We start from the raw sequence: 17361 nt of genomic DNA, 5'->3' as shown, positions 1-17361 counted from the left end.
GGGGGGGTTTTTAACTCGGGGGGGCGGCGCCCTCGTTTTTTTTTCCCACTGCTTGGGCCCCCCCCCCCCCCCCCCCGCCCCCCCCCCCCCCCCCCCCCCCCACAGAGGGGGGTCTCACAGAACGCAAGCCTCTAAAATCCGCCGCCAAACCCAGCCACACCCCCCTCGGTGGCCGCGATATCGGCTTCGTCTTCCAGGATCCGTCGGCCAGCCTCGATCCGGTAATGGCGGTTGGCGAGCAGATCGCGGAAGTCGCGCACACGCATCTCGGTCTTACTTGGTCGCAATCCTATGGCAAGGCAAAGGCCCTGCTCGAACGCGTCCGCCTGCCCGACCCGGACGCCGCCTTGCGCGCCTATCCGCACCAGCTTTCCGGCGGCCAGAAGCAGCGCGTGGCGATCGCCGCGGCGATTGCAGCCGGTCCGAAACTGCTGATCGCCGATGAGGCGACCAGCGCGCTCGACACCATCGTGCAGGCCGAGATCGTCGCGCTGATCCGGCAATTGGTGGCCGAGGACGGCATGACGCTGCTGTTCGTCAGCCACGACATCGCGCTGGCCGCCGAGCTGGCCGAGCGCATCGCCGTGTTCCGGCACGGCGAGCTGGTCGAGCTCGGCACGACGGCGCAGATCGTCGCCAGCCCGCGCCACGCCTACACAAGAGCGCTGCTCGACGCCCATCTCGGCCTCGACGCCGAACCGCTGCAGCAGTCAGGAGCGTTGCGGTGAGCAGTCCATTGCTGGCTGTTTCCGGCCTGACCAAACGATATCGCCGCGGCGGCAACACAATCGCCGCCGTCGATGACGTTTCCTTCGACATCGAGCCCGGCGAGACGCTGGCGTTGGCTGGGCCTTCCGGCAGCGGCAAGTCGACGGTCGCGCGGCTGCTGCTGCGGCTGATCGAACCGGACGCCGGCCGTATCGAGTTCGAAGGTGGCGATTTCCTGTCCCTGAACGATTCTGCGTTGCGCGCCCGGCGCGCGCGCGTGCAAATGGTCTTCCAGGACCCGCTCGCCGCCTTCAATCCGCGCGCCAGCGTCGCGCGCGTGCTTGACGATCCTTTGCGCATCCATGGTATCGCAGCCCGATCAGAACGCCCGCGCCATATCGCTGCTCTGCTGGAGCGTGTCGGCCTGAGCGCTGATCTCGCCGCTCGCGCCATCCACGAGATCTCGGGCGGCCAGCGCCAGCGCATCGCGATTGCGCGCGCCATCGCCACAAACCCTTCGCTAATCGTCCTCGACGAGGCGGTGTCCGCGCTCGACGTATCGGTGCGCCGGCAGATCCTGCAATTGTTGCTCGATCTGCAACGCGAGCAACGGATCGCCTACCTGTTCATTTCGCATGATCTCGGCGTCATCAGCGCCATCGCCCATCGTGTCGTCATTCTCGATGCCGGCCGCGTCGCCGAAAGCGGCAACGCCCGTGTGGTCATCGGTGCCCCGCAGTCGGCGATCGGCAAGGCGCTGGTGGCGGCAGCGCCAAAACTGAACAGGACCAGCACGCAGGGCGACGCGGCCGATCGTCAGTAACCCAGCGCGCAACCATCCTTGCGCGGATCGGACGCGCCGGTAAGCGTGCCCTTGTCCCAGTCGATCAGCACCAGCTGGCCGCCGCCATGCGGCTCGGTTGGGATGGACACGTCGTGGCCGCGCTCGCGCAGGCCGGCGATCGCCTCGGCCGGAACGCCACGCTCGGCCTCCACTGCGTTCTGGCGGTAAAACACTCTCGGCGCATCCAGCGCCTCCTGCGGGTCCATGCCGAAATCGATCATGTTGGTGAGCAAATGGACATGGCCGAACGGCTGGTAGCCGCCGCCCATCACGCCGAACGGCATGACCGCCCTGCCCTTGGCTGTCACCATGCCCGGCATGATGGTGTGCATCGGGCGCTTTCCCGGGGCGATGCGGTTTGGATGGTCCGCGGCCAAGCGGAAGCTGCTGCCGCGATTCTGCAGGACGACGCCGGTCCTGGGGCCGACCACGCCGCTGCCGAACGAACCAAAGGTCGAGTTGATGAAGCTGACCGCATTACGGTCGCGGTCGACCACGGAGATGTAGACGGTATCGCTCGGCTGAAGCTCCAGCCGTGGCAGATGGGTCATTGCGCGCGCAGGATCGATCTCGGCACGAAGCTGGTCGGCATGGGATCTGGACAACAACTGCTGCACGGGGACATGGACCTGGTTCTGGTCGCCGATGAAATTGTCGCGGTCCTGATAGGCAAGTCGCCCCGCCTCGATCTCGAGATGAAAGCGCTCGGCGCCGTTCGGTTCCAGCGAACCGAGCGAGAAGCCCGAAAGCACATTCAGCATGATCAGTGCCGTCAGCCCCTGGTTGTTCGGCGGCATCTGATGGATGTCGTAGCCCCGGTAGGATGTGCCGACCGGCCTGACATAGTCGCCCTTCGTCGCCGAGAAATCCTCGAGCGCATGCAGCCCGCCAAGCGCGCGCAGACGCGACACCATGTCGTCGGCGACCTCGCCATCGTAAAAGCCGGCACGGCCGCGGCGCGAGACGATGCGCAAGGTGTCGGCCAGCTGCGGCTGCCGGTGCAGCTCGCCGGCCAGCGGCGCCTTTCCATCCGGCAGAAATATCCGCGCCGCATGTTCGTCGGCGGCCAGCAATCCGGCACTTTCGGCCCAGTCGAAGGCCACGCGGTCTTGGACGACATAACCCTGTTCGGCGTAATGTATGGCCGGTGCGAGCGCGGCGTCGATGCCCTTTCTGCCGTGATCCTCAAGCAGCCGGCACCAAGCGTCGACGGCGCCCGGCACGGTGACCGCGTGCGGACCGGACTCAGGCAGTTCGTCGAGTCCCTTGTCCAGATACCACTGCGCCTCTGCTGCTGCCGGTGCGCGGCCGGAGCCGTTGAAGGCCAGAACCTCGCCTTGACCGTTGGGACAATAGAGGACGAAACAGTCGCCGCCGATACCCGTCGATTGCGGCTCGACCACCGCCTGCACCGCCGCCGCGCACACGGCTGCGTCCATTGCATTGCCGCCGGACCGCAGCATCTCGATCGCCGCCAGCGTCGCCAGCGGGTGCGATGTCGCGGCCATCGCTTCCGTCGCACGAACCGGCGACCGTCCGGGGAGTTGAAAATCACGCATGCAGTTCAATAGCCTCCGACCAACCAGATGTGAACTGGCAACAGCAGCCAAAGGGCTGCGCCACCGAAGCAGCACTAACGACGGAACGATCACCATGGCAGCGCTCAACCCTCGGAAGCTGCCGATCTCAATCAGCGAATCTGAAACTGTCCGTGGTGTAATCGGGGTAGGCATCCAGACTGTCGAAAAGCTCTGCCAGGTCAGGGGTATCCGCCAATATTCCGGACAAGATCAGCGCGGTCGCCACGCCGGCACCAATTCCACCGGCGACATCGTGTTCGACGCTGTCGCCGACACAGATCACGCTGCTGCGGTCCGGGTTGCCCGCCAGCGCCAGCGCGGCGTCGAAGATCGGCGTGTAGGGCTTGCCGATGCGGGTGACGCTACCGCCGAGGCTCTCGTAGAGATCCGCAAGCTGGCCGGCGCCAAAGCGAGGCCCCACTGCCGTCAGCATGATCTTGTCGGGATTGGTGCAGAAGCACGGCACCTGCCGCATTGCTGCCGGCGCAAAAAGCCGGCGATAGTGCTCGATGTCGTAGCGATCGCCCTCGCTGGCGGCGATCAGCACCAGCTCGGCATCGTCGCCGTCACTGGTCAGGATGAAAGGCAGACCTTCAATCGCCGAGCGGTCGCCCTCGCGGCTGATCAGCAGGCACTTTGTGTTTGGGCGCAGCTTTCCGGATATCGCCATTTCGTGGAAGGACCGCCACGCGATCTCGCCGGAAGAGACAAATTGATCCCAGCTTCCTGGTTCGAAGCCGAGCTTCAGCAAGCGGGCCTCGTTGGGCCGCGCCCGCCTGCCGGAATTCGACACCAGCACGATCGTCCTGCCGGCGCGCTTCAGCACCGACAACGCCTCCACGGCGCCTGGATAGGGGTTGGTGCCGTCGTGCAGCACGCCGAACTGATCGAGCAGGAACACCTGATAGCGCTCGACCAGCGCTCCGATGCCGTCGAGATGTTCGACTGGTTTTGTGTTCACACCAGCCCCGCTTCGTTTGCGCCCATAAGCGCCAGCCGCGCCGTGCCGGCGGCCGCCTCGTCCGAAAGCGCCGGCAGAAAATCGACGCCCAGCTTGCGCTGCCGGATCGCGGTCCAGACGGCGTTTGCCGCACCGCCGCCGACACTCCTGACCGACGTCAATTTGGGGGCGCCGAGTTCGGCAAGCCGGCGATAGCCGAGCGCCTCGATCACCGCGATGCCCTCGAACATGGCTTTCAGATAGTCGGAGTCGTCCGCCGGCCGCGGCGTCAGGCGTGGTGGCAAATCAGGATCGGCGATCGGAAAGCGTTCGCCAACCGCGGGAAGCGGATAATAATCGAGACCGGTCTCGGTCATAGGGTCGATCACCGCACTCAATTCGATGACGCGCGCGAGAGAAAAATGCTGCGCCAGCACCTTGCCGCCCGAATTCGACGCACCACCCCCCAGATAGGCATCTCCCAGCCGGTGGCTGTAGATGCCGAACTGCGGCGCCGAGATCGGCCGATCGGAGAGTATCTTGATGGTCAGCGAGGATCCCAGCGCGGTGACGCCGTCGCCAACTGCCGCAGCCCCCGTCGCCAGGAACGACGCGCAGCCATCCGTCGTGCCGGCGACCACGGCGACGTCGCGCGCCAGGCCGAACCGGTCCGCTGCGCTCGCGGTGAGCGTTCCCGTGACGTCGCCCGGCTTGACGACACCAGGCAGCAATCCCATGCGCATGCCGGTCGCCGCGATCCAGTCCGGCCAGCGGCGGGCCTCGACATCGTAGCCGGTTTTCAAGGCATTGTTCTCGTCGCTGATGTCGAAGCGGCCGGAAAACTGTCCGGCGATCCAGTCGGCCTGATGCAGCACCGCGGCGACGCCGGGCAGGCGCTGGAACGACAGCGCCTTGGCGAGACCGGACGTCGGCCCACGGGCTGCGCTCGCAGCCGGCGCCTCGCGCGCGATCACCGCCTGAATGGCGTCGTCGTGGACCTTGTCGTTGTACATCAGCGGCTCGGCCAGCGGCCGCCCGGCGCCGTCGACCGGCAGCAGCGTGCCCGAAGTGCCGTCGACGGCGATCGAGCGCACCGCCGCGCGATCGATCCCGGAAAGCAGTTCCGTCAGCGCCGCGCCGACCGCTGACCACCATACGGACGGGTCGCGGGCGTTCTGGCCAAATCTGTCGAGTGGAACGGCGGAACGCGCGGCAATCGAAAAGTCCGGCCGCATGGCGACGGCGCGGGCGCCTGATGTGCCGATGTCGATACCGATCGAAAGCGGACCAATTGGACGCGCCATGTCAGCCGCCGGCTGCATTGAGTTTCTGGCGATACTGCTCGGCGTCCCAGTTGATCAGTTCGTCGTTCTCGGCTGATGTCAGATAGTTCAGCTTCGCTGCGACGTCGACCCGCGCCGTCACGTCGGCGAGGCAGCGTTGCATGGCATTTGCGCCGGCACTGGCGTCGCCGCGCATCAGCACGCCAAGCCCGGGAAACAGGATCGCCACCGGTGCCGTGCCGCACCGTTCGGTGACACGCATCACGTCCTCACCGGGTCTCGCCACGACCGAACCCTGGCCGAGAAAGATGACGTGATCGGGATAGAGGCTGCCGCCTGACGCTATGCGGCAGCTTTCAGGATCGATCGCGACAGCATGCGCTTCGACATCCGCCGGCAGCCTGTAACCGCTGCGTCCGATGAGCGCCGTCAATGCCGCGATGTCTGGCTCCGCCACCTCGCGTGGCGGCCGCGCCAGAAGTCGTGTGACGCGACGCAGCAGCGCCTCGGCGCCGGCGACGGTCTCGGCTGCGACGACCAGGCCATGGTTGGCAAGGATCAGCACATCGACCCCAGGCCGAAGGCGCTCGGCAATGCCCTGGGCAAGCGGCAGGCCGGGCCGGCGATAGGGAACATACGCCCAATCGAGGCCATCCAGGCGCTTGCCGACTTGAGCCTCGCAGTCGGCCTGCACGGCAAGCGAAATGGTATCGACGCAGTGGACATGCAGAACGACGCGCTGCGGCATCAGCGCGTGAACCGTGGTCTCGATCGAGGGACGCAGCTTGCGGGCGTTGAGCGCCTCGATGGCGAAACCCTGTGGCTGATCGGCGGCCGGGTCGCGCTGTTCGACAGCCCTGAGCAGCGGCGGGATCGCCACCGGGACCATGATGTCCTCGGCGAGCGCGTCCTTCAACCAGGTGCCGGAAGCCTTGATCCAGAGCGTGTCGCCGGCTTTCAGCGACGTGTTGCCGCCCGCGGCCTGGGTCAAGTGCGGGTCGCGCCCGATGCTGGCCGAAAGCGACCGCAAAGCAGCCAGTTCCTGCGCATCCGCATTGATTGCCATCGAAACTCCTTCACAAACCGGCCGCCTAGGCCACGGCTTTGGATCCCGGTAGCCGGGACAGACGAGTGACGCTGGTATTGCAGATGCGAGTAAGTTACGTCAAGAGTGATCTTGTCCCACCAAATCGAGCTTGCAATCTGATCCGTGCTGAGTAACTTACACCAATTGCCGTGGCAAAATGGCATTTCGGGAGGGTATCCGTTGAGCGACTCCGGCCGCCAGCGTCAGATCGTCGAGCTGTTGCGGGATCGCCCCTTCGCCTCGGTGCGCGAGTTGCAGGAGCGCCTCGGTGTCTCGGCGGCGACAGTGCGGCGCGATATCGACAAGATCGACGAGGCCGGCGAAGCACGCAAGGTCTATGGCGGCATCTCGGCGCTCGATGGCGCTGCGCAGGCGGGCGTCGCCTATGCCCGGCCCTACGACGAGAACCGCGATCTCGCGGTCGAAGCCAAGCGGCAGATCGCCGCTCTCGCGGCGACCATGGTGCGCGATGGCGACGCCGTCATCGTGCATGGCGGTTCGACCTGCTTCCATCTCGGCGTAAAGCTCGCCGACCGCAACATCCGGCTCTATACCAACTCGATGCCGCTCATCGCCTATTTGAGCGACCACGGCCATTGCAGCCTGACCGTTGCCGGCGGCGAACTGCATCGCGAGCCTGGCATCATCCATTCGCTCACCCAGACGGTGCCTTTCTACGCATCGAAGTTCTTTCTTGGTGCGCAGGGCATCGGCCCGGAGGGCGTGCTGGAATCGCATCCGCTGCTGGTCCGCTCCATCGCCGAGCTCAGCCTGTGCGCCGACCAGATCGTGGTGCTGGCCGACAGCCGCAAACTGTCGATCCATGCGCGCAACGTCGCGCTGCCCTTGTCGCGCATCGGCACGCTGGTGACCGATGACGGCCTTTCCGATGCCGACGCACGCATGCTCGAAAACGCCGGCGTCATGGTGCGGATCGCCTCTGCCTCGGGAGCCGTCCAGTGAAGGTGGCTGTCCTCGACTTCGGCAAGACCAACTCGAAGCTGTTCGTCTTCGGTCAGGACGGGCAGATTCTCGACGAGCGCCGGACCCAGCCGAACTGGACGCGCGAAGGCGACTTCAGCGTGCTCGACGAAGCAGCGCTTCACGATTGGGCCGCGCGCGCCGTCGGCGAAGCGGTCGACGTCCATGGCATAGAAGGCTTGATGGTTTCGGGCCATGGCTGCACCTTTGCCTTGGTCGACGATGCGGCGCTGACGCATTCCATACTCGACTACGAGCAGGAGCCACCGGCCGAGATTGCCGCGCAGATCGATCGCCGCATTCCGGATTTCGCCGAGACCTTCTCGCCGCGCCTGCCGCTCGGCTTCAACTATGGTCGCCACATGCTGTGGCTGAAGACGGTGCAACCAAGCGTGTTCGCCGCCGCCAAATCGATCCTCGGTTATCCCCAATACTGGAGCTGGCGCTTTGGCGGCCGGGCGGTCTCGGAGGTTTCCTATCTCGGCTGCCACTCGCATCTGTGGGCGCCGCGCAAGCGCGATTTCTCCTCGCTGGTCGACGCCGAGGGTTGGCGCCGCCAAATGCCCCCCTTCGAGCGTGCCGGCGCGGTGATCGGCGAGCAGCGCTTTGGCGGGGCGACACGGCCGATCGCCATTCACAACGGTGTCCATGACAGCAATGCCGCGCTCCATGCCTATCGCCGGCAGGCGCTTGGTCCGGTCACCGTCGTCTCGACCGGCACCTGGGTCGTGGTGCTCAATCCGGACTGCCCGCTCGATGCGCTCGATCGCGACCGCGACATGCTGGTCAATGTCGATGTCGATGGCGGCCCGGTGCCGACCATCCGCTTCATGGGCGGCCGTGAATTCGCAACGATCAGCGACGTTTGGCAGGGCGCGATCGACCGCTCCACAGTACAGCAGGTGATCGACGCCGGCATCATGGCGCTGCCGAGCTTCGCGCCAGGCGGGCCGATGCCTGGCCATCGCGGCGAACTGGTCGGGCGCGCACCCAACGCGGAGGAGCGCGCGGCCGTGGCGCTGCTCTATGTCGCGCTGATGGTCGATCTATGTCTCGACCTGATTCATTCGAACGACACGGTGATCGTCGATGGCGGGCTGAACAGTGGCGGCCTGCTCGCCAGCCTGCTGGCGCAGCTGCGTCCCGGCCAGGCCTTCATGCAGGGCGCCACGCTGGAGGGCAGCGCCACCGGAGCGGCGGCTCTGGCCTTCGAGAGTGTTGGACGCGAATTTGCCGCCGAGGCGCCGGAGCCGGTACGCGCCTCGAGCTTCACCGGGCTTGCCTTCTATCACGATAGCTGGCGCGGCCTCGCCGCCGACCGAGGCGTCGCTGATGCCGCAGCGGGAGGCGCGCGATGACCGCCGCTGCCCGGATCGAAACCGTGCGCCAGCCGGTGCTGGAGATGCGGCACATCTCCAAGACGTTCGGCCCAATTCGCGCCTTGCAGGACGTATCGCTGACCGTCCACGCCGGTGAACTGCACGCGCTGATGGGCGAAAACGGCGCCGGCAAGTCGACGCTGATGAAGGTGCTGTCGGGAGCCTATCGGCCTGATCCCGGCGGCGAGATTCTGATCGACGGCACACCGGTCGCCACCGGCGACCCGATCAAGGCACGCGCCAACGGCATTGCCGTCATTTACCAGGAGCTGTCGCTGGCGCCCAACCTGACGGTCGGGCAGAACATCTTCCTCGGCAACGAGCCGAGACGGTTCGGCATCGTCGACCGCGACCAGTGCAATCGGCGCGCCAAAGAGATCATCGCACGGCTTGGCGTTTCCTTCTCGGCGCGTGCCTCGGTCTCCAGCCTGTCGCTTGGCGAACGCCAGATGGTCGAAATCGCCCGCGCGCTGTCGACCAGCGCGCGCATCATCGTCATGGACGAGCCGACGACCTCGCTGACCTCGCGCGAGACCGACAGGCTGTTCGAGGTGATTGCGACGCTGAAGGCGCAGGGCATCGCCATCATCTACATCAGCCACCGCATGGAAGAGGTCTACCAGCTTGCCGACCGCGTCAGCGTGCTGCGCGACAGCGGCTATGTCGGCACGCTCGAACGCGCCGATCTGAACGCCTCGCGCCTCGTCTCGATGATGGTTGGCCGTGACCTGTCCGCCTTCTACAAGAAGGATCACCGCCCGCCGGACAGCAAGCGCGCGATCGCACTGTCGGTGCGCGACATGTCGGACGGCAATCTCCTGAAAGGCTGCTCCTTCGACCTGCATAAGGGCGAAGTCTTGGCGCTGGCGGGCCTGGTCGGCTCCGGCCGCACCGAACTCGCGCGGCTGATCTTCGGCGCCGACAGGCACACATCAGGCACGCTGGAACTCGACGGCAAGCCGATAGCCATCGGCTCGCCGCGCGAGGCGCTGGATGCCGGCATTGCCTATCTTACCGAAGACCGCAAGGAACTCGGCCTGTTCCTCGACATGTCGATTTCCGACAATATCAGCATGGGCGTGCTCGCAAGGGACGCGCAGGCCGGCGGCCTGCGCGACTTCGCCACGGCCGAAAGGCGCGCCGCCAAGGCCGTTTCCGACCTCTCCATCCGCAGCAGGTCGGTGCAGGCCAATGCCGGCTCGCTGTCGGGCGGCAACCAGCAGAAGGTGCTGCTCGCCCGCCTGCTCGAAACCGAGCCGCGGGTCCTCATCCTCGACGAACCAACCCGAGGCGTCGATGTCGGGGCGAAGTCGGAAATCTACCGGCTGATCGACGATCTTGCCAAAAAGGGCATCGCCATCCTGATGATCTCCAGCGAACTGCCGGAGGTGATCGGCGTCGCCGACCGCGTGCTGGTGATGCGCGACGGCACTATCGCTGGCGAGGTGACGGCATCCGAAGGCCAGCCGCTCAGTCAGGAGGCAATCATGGAACTCGCAACGGGAGCGGCCAAGGGATGACCGACAAGAGCGGCACCGGGATGACCGACAAGAGCGGCCTGGGGATGACCGACAAGGCAGCCGAGATGAGCGCGGGTGACCACGCGGTCGGCAGGAGCCGGCGGCTGCGCACCGCCTTCGCCGCGCTTGGCATGCTGCCGGTCCTGATCCTTTTGGCGGCCGGCTTCCAGATCATGAACCCGCGCTTCCTCACCGAGACCAACCTGTTGATCGTCACCCAGCAGTCATCGATCAACATCGTGCTCGCGGCCGGCATGACCTTCGTCATCCTGACCGGCGGCATAGACCTGTCCGTCGGCTCCATTCTTGCCGCCTCGGCGATGGTGGCGGTGATGGTGTCGCTGGTGCCAGAGTGGGGCATGCTCGGCGTGCCGGCGGCCATTCTGGTCGGCCTCGGCTTCGGCGTCATCAACGGGCTGCTCGTCGCCTATATCAAGCTGCCGCCCTTCATCGTCACGCTGGGTTCGCTGACCGCCGTGCGCGGCGTCGCCCGCCTGCTCGGCCAGGACACCACGGTGTTCAACTCGGACCTGCCGTTCGACTTCATCGGCAACGGGTCGCTGTTCGGCATCCCCGGGCTGGTCATCATCGCTCTGTCGGTCGTGGTGCTGTCCTGGCTGGTGCTCAAGCGCACCGTGCTCGGCACCTGGATCTATGCCGTCGGCGGCAATGCCGAGGCTGCCCGCCTCACCGGCATCAAGGTGCCCCTGGTGCTGCTCTTCGTCTATGGCGTTTCAGGCCTTCTCGCCGGCCTTGGCGGCGCCATGTCGGCGGCCCGGCTCTATGCGGCCAACGGGCTGCAGCTTGGGCAGTCCTACGAACTCGACGCCATTGCCGCAGTCATTCTCGGCGGCACCAGCTTCGTCGGCGGCGTCGGCTCGATCTGGGGCACGCTGATCGGCGGCCTGATCATAGCGGTGCTCTCCAACGGGCTCATCCTGGCCGGCGTCTCGGACATCTGGCAGTACATCATCAAGGGATTGGTCATCATCGTGGCGGTCGCCCTCGACCGCTACAGGCTCCAGGCGGGAGCAAGAACGTGATTGACCTAGTCGCCGGCGTCATCGACCCGGTTCATGTGTAACGCACCGTGAGAGGCGCGGGGCATCAGGAGGAAAACAATGAAGACCATCGCTAAACTGCTCTGCGGGGTTGCCCTCGCGGCCGTCGCCGTCGCACCGGCTTCTGCCAAGGATCTGAACAAGGTCGGCATCTCGGTCGGCCTGCTCGGCAACCCGTTCTTCGTCGCCACCATCAAGGGCATCGAGGACGCCGCCAGGAAGATCAACCCGAACGTCGAGGTGACGTCGGTGTCGGCCGACTACGACCTCAACAAGCAGGTCTCGCAGGTCGACTCGTTCATCGCCGCCGGCGTCGACGTGATCATGCTCAACGCCGTCGACGCCAAGGCGATCGCGCCGGCGGTGAAGAAGGCGCAGGCGGCCGGCATCGTGGTTGCCGCATTCGACGTTTCGGCGCCGGGCGCCGACGTCACCGTGATGACCAACAACGTCAAGGCCGGCGAAGCGGCCTGCCAGTATCTGGTCGACCACACCGGCGGCAAGGGTGACTATGTCATACTGAACGGGCCGGCATCATCATCGATCCTGGAGCGGGTGAAGGGCTGCAAGGACGTGCTGGCAAAACACCCGGACATCAAGATCCTCTCCGACGACCAGAATGCCGAAGGCTCGCGCGACGGCGGCCTGAAGGTGTTCCAGTCGCTGCTGACCCGCTTCGACAAGATCGACGCGGTGTTCGCCATCAACGACCCGACGGCGATCGGCGCCCAGCTTGCGGCCAAGCAGCTCAACCGCTCGGAGTTCATCTTCACCGCGGTCGACGGCGCGCCCGACATCGAGAAGGAACTCTCTTCCGGCACCTCGATGATCAAGGCCTCGGCCTCGCAGGATCCTTACGTCATGGCCGGCCAATCGCTGCAGATGGCAGCTGAAGTGCTCGCCGGCAAAAAGCCGGCCGAGGCCACGGTGCTGCTCGACCCGCAGCTGATCACGGCAGAGAACCTGAAGGACTATAAGGGCTGGACCGCGGCCCGCTAGCTAAAGCCTCCCAAGGCTGGTGCGGCCGGGTGACCGGCCGCACCAATTTTTTGTTTTGAGCATCAGATTTTTCGCAAACCGGTTCCCACTTCTTGGGTCCGATGCTCTCGAGCAGCAGGAGACGATCATGTCGCGCATTGGAATCCACTCTTTCGTCTGGTCGGCGAGCTCGGCGCAAGACGACCTCGAACGGACGCTGGCCAACACCAGGGAGGCGGGCTTCGACCTGATCGAATTCTCCTATCTTGACCCTGCCAATGTCGATGTTGGCGGGCTGGCCAAGCGCATCGCCGATCTCGATCTCGGCGTGGCGATCAGCATCGGGCTGCCGCCCGACGGCGACATTTCAAGCGCCGACAAGGCGATTGCCGCGCACGGCGTCGAAGTCCTCAATGACACGATCGCGCTCACCCGCGATCTCGGCGGCCGGAAGGTCGCCGGTATCCTCAGCACCAGCCATGGATTGCAGACTGAGACGCCGACGCGCGATCAATGGAACCGCAGTGCCGCCACGCTTGCCAAGGTCGCGGAGACCGCCAAGGCCGCCGGCGTCACGCTCAACCTCGAGATCGTCAATCGCTTCGAGAGCAATCTGCTCAACACCGCGGCGCAAGGGTTGGCTTTCATCGAGGACACCGGTTCCGACAACATTTTTCTGCATCTCGATACGTTCCATATGAACATCGAGGAGGCCGATGTCGGGTTGGCCATCCGCCACGCCGCCAAAAAGATCGGCTATGTCCATATCGGTGAGAGCCATCGCGGCTTCCTCGGCACCGGCAACATCGACTTTGCCGCGATCTTCGATGCGCTGACCGCAATCGGCTATGGCGACGACCTCAGCTTCGAATCCTTCTCGTCGGAGATCGTCGACGAGAACCTGTCGAAGAAAACCGCCATCTGGCGCAATCTGTGGACCGACAATATGGAGCTGGCCCGGCATGCGCGCCGCTTCATCGCCATCGGGCTGGAGACGGCGCAGCGCAAGGCCGAGCTTGTTGCGTCAAGCCATCAGCCTTAGGCCGGTTGCGATCCTCAGGCCAGCTCAAAACGTTCCACGGCGCGCATGATGCCACGCAGCTCGGCCAGGCCTTTCAGGCGGCCGATCAAAGAATAGCCGGGGTTGATCCTGGTCTTGCCGATATCGTCGGCGAGCAGATGGCCATGATCGGGTCGCATGGGAATCCGCCAGTCGGCGCGACCTTCCCTACGGCGGCGCGTCTCTTCCTGCATCAAAGCAAGGATGACATGCGCTATGTCGGTGCCGCCCTCCAGATGTTCGGCTTCATAAAAGGAGCCGTCATCCTCGATGGTTACATTGCGCAGATGGACGAAATGGATCCGGTCGGCGAACTCCTTGACCATGCCGACAATGTCGTTGTCTGCGCGCGTACCGTAGGAGCCGGTGCAGAATGTCAGGCCGTTGGCCGGGCTGTCGACGGCGTTGAGGATGAAACGCGCGTCCTCGGCGGTCGAAACGATCCGTGGCAGGCCATAGAGCGAGAATGGCGGGTCGTCGGGATGGATGCACATGCGCACCCCCTCCTGCTCGGCCACCGGAATGATCTCGCGCAAAAACCAGGCAAGATTGTCGCGCAGCTCCTTCGGCCCGATCGAGTCATATTCCGCCAATGCCTCACGAAAACTATCCCGGTCGTAGCTGCGCTCGGTTGCCGGCAGGCCGGCAATGAGATTGCGCTCGATCCTGTCGATCTGCTCTTCGCTCAATTCCTTCAGTCGCGATTCCGCTTCCGCGATACGTGCCGCGCTGTAGCCGAATTCGGCATTCCTGCGCTTCAGGACGAACAGGTCGTAGGCGGCAAAATCGATCGCATCGAACCGCAGTGCGTAGCCCGTCGTTGGAAGCCGATAGGCAAGGTCGGTGCGGGTCCAGTCGACCACCGGCATGAAGTTATAGCAGATCGTCGCAATGCCGGCCTTGGCGAGCGCACGGATCGTGTCCTTGTACCAGCCGACATAGCGAAGCCGTTCCGCCGAGCCGATCTTGATCGAATTGTGGACGGGAATGCTCTCCACAACCGACCAGGTCAGCCCTTCGGCCTCGATGACCCGCTTGCGCTCCAAAATGTCCGTCAAAGGCCAGGCGCGGCCGTCATAGATATTATGCAGGGCGGATACGACGCCCGTGGCTCCGGCCTGCTTGACATGATCGAGCGTCACCGGGTCGTCAGGGCCATACCAGCGCCAGCATTGTTCCATCGAGGCTTTCCTTTGCGATAAAACGGAACCGTATTGTTGGGCCACAATGGAAGTCAAATTAAAGGAGTTTGCGCCATGAAGGATTTCGACGGCAAGATCGCTCTGGTGACGGGGACGACCGGGATCGGCCTGGCAACCGCCAGACGTCTTGCGGCGGGCGGGGCGGCGATCATCGCCTGCGGCATCGACCGCGCGGCCAACACGGCGATGAGAGCGGAACTGGGCAGCTCCGGCGCCGAGGCGCTGGTCGTGGCCGTCGACGTCTCCGTGCCGGATCAGGTCCGCGACGCGGTCGCAGCCGGTGTTGAACGGTTCGGCGGCCTCGATATCATCGTCAATTCCGCGGCGGTCCATCCGTATGGCACCGCTGTTAGCACCGATTTCGACATCTGGAACCGGGCGATGTCCGTCAATGTCGGCTCGATCTACCTGACCGCGCATTTCGGTATTCCGGAAATGATCAGGCGAGGCGGCGGCGCCATCGTCAACGTGGCTTCGGTGCAAGGTTTCGCCTGCCAGCAGAACGTCGCCGCCTATGCCACGACCAAGGGCGCCATCCACACATTGACGCGCGCTCTGGCGCTCGACCACGCGCGCTCCGGCATTCGCGTCAATTCCGTCAGCCCGGGCTCGATCCGCACCCCGATCCTGGAAAAGGCGGCGCGCGGCGATAACGGCACCGACGCCGATGTCGAGGCCGCCTACAAGCGCTTCGGCGAAGCGCACCCGATCGGGCGCATCGGCGAGCCGGAGGAAGTGGCGGAACTCATCGCCTTTCTGTGTTCGTCGAAAGCCGGGTTCTGCACCGGCGCGGACTACAGGATCGATGGCGGCCTGACTGCCGGCATCGGCGTGAAGTAGAACGGGAAGATCGGTCTCGGCTTTACGGGAGACGTTGTCATCGGACGATTTTCGGTCAGCCGCCACACGAAGCACCGACGGGGCGAACCAATAGCGCATAACATGCGCGAGCGCGAATACTGCACTTGCAGCCGGTTCAACCGTCTGATTCCCTTGGTTACGCTGGGCTGTCCTGATTCGCGCACTGTCAAAAATCTTTGCAGCGCGCCGGGAACAAGCCTTCCACCGACCGCTGCGCTTGCGCATTCAAGGGGAGAGACGGCAAATGAACACTGCAACGAGGCCGACAATCTCGGAGATGAGGCCCAAGATATCCGTCATCGGGGTTGGCGGCGGTGGCGGCAACGCCATCAACAACATGATCGCCGAAGGCTTGCAGGGCACCGAGTTCATCGTTGCCAACACCGATGCCCAGGCGCTCACCATGTCGAAGGCAACGCGGCTGATCCAATTGGGAGCGCACGTCACGGAAGGCCTTGGTGCAGGATCCCTGCCCGAGGTCGGCCATGCCGCGGCCGTGGAATCTATCGACGAAATCATGGACCATCTTGCGGGAACGCATATGTGTTTCGTGACCGCAGGCATGGGAGGCGGAACTGGAACCGGTGCAGCACCGGTCATAGCGCAGGCCGCGCGCAACGCAGGAATACTGACCGTGGCCGTCGTCACCAAGCCGTTCGTCTTCGAAGGAAACCGCCGAATGCATGCCGCCAATGAGGGCATCGAGCGGCTGCGCGAAAGCGCCGATACCGTCATCGTCATACCGAACCAGAACCTCTTCAGGATCGCCGATGCCAAGACGACGTTCGCGGACGCTTTCGCCATGGCGGACCGCGTACTCTACGCCGGCGTCGGCTGCATCACCGATCTCATCGTCAAGGAAGGCCTGATCAATCTCGACTTTGCCGATGTGAAGTCGGTGATGCGCGATATGGGTCGCGCGATGATGGGGACCGGCGAAGCCACCGGCGAGGACCGCGCCAGGAAGGCAGCCGAAGCGGCGATCGCAAACCCGCTTCTCGACGAAGCGTCGATGATGGGCGCCAAGGGCGTCCTTGTCTCGATATCGGGCGGCACTGACATGACGCTGTTCGAGGTCGACGAAGCCGCCACCCGCATCCGCGAGGAGGTCGACGCCGATGCCGACATCATCGTCGGCGCCATTTTCGACAAGGCGCTCGCAGGAAAATTCAGGGTGTCGGTGGTTGCGACGGGATTGCGGCGGGGGCTTGAGATTCCGCTGACGGTGGGGTTGGAAAACCGTGTGAATTGAGCGACGCCCTTATGGCAGCACCACGGCAGGTTTCGACTGAAGGTCCGACGCACCGGACACCGCCGCCAGACGGTAATCGGGCGGAACGCCCAACCCTAATTGTTGCTGCGGGATAAGCCTGCGGCGCAAGTTGTCGGTTTTGCCTGCGCGACTTCTTGCTGTCGAATTGGAACGCCAGCCAGCGCTCATGGCGCCGGCCGCGTGAACAGGGTGCGGAACAGTTCCTCAGCCCGTCGCGGGCCCTCATCTGTCAGAACCACCGACTTCGCCTTGTTTGCCGGATTGGCGATCAGTCCCTTCTGGTGCAAGCGATCCAGAGCATCCCAATCCAATCCCTTCCAGGCGCGCCTCTCTTCATGCAGCGTTAGCCAAAGCAGCCCGAGAACGGGCATTGTCGATCTTGTCGGTGTCCATCTCCATGCCAAGCAGATTAACACGGGAAGACGGCGCCTGCCGAGACCCACACCGTCGGGTAACTCGATGAGGATCAAACTGGCCGCGCCAGGCTGCAAACGCAAAACGGCCCGCGTGATGCGGGCCGTTTTTTGTTTGGTTGCGGGGACAGGATTTGAACCTGTGACCTTCAGGTTATGAGCCTGACGAGCTACCGGGCTGCTCCACCCCG

General features: G+C 64.6%; 15 protein-coding genes and 1 pseudogene. 10 read left to right on the top strand and 6 right to left on the bottom strand.

The genetic code is table 11. From position 1 onward, the window contains the following. Window positions 1–113: 113 nt before the first annotated feature. A pseudogene (locus tag AC0L2B_RS02085) lies at window positions 114–728 on the top strand (ATP-binding cassette domain-containing protein); the annotation flags it as partial. Further along, on the top strand, window positions 725–1531 hold the full coding sequence (locus tag AC0L2B_RS02080) for an ABC transporter ATP-binding protein (protein ID WP_473743962.1): 807 nt from the start codon (window positions 725–727) through the stop codon (window positions 1529–1531). The pseudogene AC0L2B_RS02085 and the gene AC0L2B_RS02080, both read left to right, overlap by 4 nt. Here AC0L2B_RS02080 and ggt read toward each other — a convergent pair. The 4 genes from ggt to AC0L2B_RS02060 all read right to left on the bottom strand — a co-directional run bounded on the left by ggt (window position 1525) and on the right by AC0L2B_RS02060 (window position 6421). After that, window positions 1525–3111, bottom strand: coding sequence for a gamma-glutamyltransferase (gene ggt, locus AC0L2B_RS02075; protein WP_473743961.1), 1587 nt, complete (start codon window positions 3109–3111; stop codon window positions 1525–1527). The genes AC0L2B_RS02080 and ggt overlap by 7 nt on opposite strands. 127 nt (window positions 3112–3238) lie before the next feature. Further along, window positions 3239–4093, bottom strand: a complete 855-nt coding sequence (locus AC0L2B_RS02070; protein WP_473743960.1) for a TIGR01459 family HAD-type hydrolase — start codon at window positions 4091–4093, stop codon at window positions 3239–3241. Beyond that, on the bottom strand, window positions 4090–5376 hold the full coding sequence (locus tag AC0L2B_RS02065; protein ID WP_473743959.1) for an FGGY-family carbohydrate kinase: 1287 nt from the start codon (window positions 5374–5376) through the stop codon (window positions 4090–4092). The genes AC0L2B_RS02070 and AC0L2B_RS02065 overlap by 4 nt, the downstream gene beginning before the upstream one ends. Window position 5377: 1 nt before the next feature. After that, window positions 5378–6421 (bottom strand): class II aldolase/adducin family protein, encoded by a 1044-nt coding sequence (locus tag AC0L2B_RS02060; protein ID WP_473743957.1) that lies wholly within the window; start codon window positions 6419–6421, stop codon window positions 5378–5380. 201 nt (window positions 6422–6622) lie between these two features. On the opposite strand from AC0L2B_RS02060, the gene AC0L2B_RS02055 reads away from it, so the two are divergent. The 6 genes from AC0L2B_RS02055 (at window position 6623) to AC0L2B_RS02030 (ending at window position 13403) form a co-directional block, all read left to right on the top strand. Beyond that, window positions 6623–7405, top strand: coding sequence for a DeoR/GlpR family DNA-binding transcription regulator (locus tag AC0L2B_RS02055; protein WP_128170895.1), 783 nt, complete (start codon window positions 6623–6625; stop codon window positions 7403–7405). Then, the gene (locus tag AC0L2B_RS02050) at window positions 7402–8781 is read left to right on the top strand and encodes an FGGY-family carbohydrate kinase (protein ID WP_473743956.1); all 1380 of its coding nucleotides are present in this window, start codon (window positions 7402–7404) and stop codon (window positions 8779–8781) included. The genes AC0L2B_RS02055 and AC0L2B_RS02050 overlap by 4 nt, the downstream gene beginning before the upstream one ends. Further along, window positions 8778–10322 (top strand): sugar ABC transporter ATP-binding protein, encoded by a 1545-nt coding sequence (locus AC0L2B_RS02045; protein WP_473743955.1) that lies wholly within the window; start codon window positions 8778–8780, stop codon window positions 10320–10322. Before AC0L2B_RS02050 ends, AC0L2B_RS02045 begins: the two co-directional genes overlap by 4 nt. Before the next feature lie 44 nt (window positions 10323–10366). Further along, complete coding sequence (locus AC0L2B_RS02040; RefSeq protein WP_473743995.1) at window positions 10367–11365, top strand: ABC transporter permease subunit; 999 nt, start codon at window positions 10367–10369, stop codon at window positions 11363–11365. A gap of 78 nt (window positions 11366–11443) precedes the next feature. Further along, complete coding sequence (locus AC0L2B_RS02035; protein ID WP_091595356.1) at window positions 11444–12382, top strand: ABC transporter substrate-binding protein; 939 nt, start codon at window positions 11444–11446, stop codon at window positions 12380–12382. Between the two features lie 127 nt (window positions 12383–12509). Beyond that, complete coding sequence (locus tag AC0L2B_RS02030; protein ID WP_473743954.1) at window positions 12510–13403, top strand: sugar phosphate isomerase/epimerase family protein; 894 nt, start codon at window positions 12510–12512, stop codon at window positions 13401–13403. A gap of 14 nt (window positions 13404–13417) precedes the next feature. Here AC0L2B_RS02030 and uxuA read toward each other — a convergent pair whose 3' ends face one another. Then, the gene (gene uxuA, locus AC0L2B_RS02025) at window positions 13418–14602 is read right to left on the bottom strand and encodes a mannonate dehydratase (RefSeq protein ID WP_473743953.1); all 1185 of its coding nucleotides are present in this window, start codon (window positions 14600–14602) and stop codon (window positions 13418–13420) included. A gap of 75 nt (window positions 14603–14677) precedes the next feature. Between uxuA and AC0L2B_RS02020 the strand changes: the two genes are divergently transcribed. Then, window positions 14678–15463, top strand: a complete 786-nt coding sequence (locus AC0L2B_RS02020; RefSeq protein WP_473743952.1) for an SDR family NAD(P)-dependent oxidoreductase — start codon at window positions 14678–14680, stop codon at window positions 15461–15463. Between the two features lie 265 nt (window positions 15464–15728). Next, on the top strand, window positions 15729–16736 hold the full coding sequence (ftsZ, locus tag AC0L2B_RS02015; protein ID WP_023797312.1) for a cell division protein FtsZ: 1008 nt from the start codon (window positions 15729–15731) through the stop codon (window positions 16734–16736). A 185-nt stretch (window positions 16737–16921) separates the two neighbouring features. On the opposite strand, the gene AC0L2B_RS02010 is transcribed toward ftsZ, so the two are convergent. Further along, window positions 16922–17128 (bottom strand): DUF6429 family protein, encoded by a 207-nt coding sequence (locus AC0L2B_RS02010; protein WP_473743994.1) that lies wholly within the window; start codon window positions 17126–17128, stop codon window positions 16922–16924. Between the last annotated feature and the right edge of the window lie 233 nt (window positions 17129–17361).

This window comes from Mesorhizobium sp. WSM4815 (genome assembly GCF_055811575.1).
The sequence above is the reverse complement of the archived record's forward strand: the minus strand, read 5'-3'. Positions and strand labels throughout refer to the sequence as shown.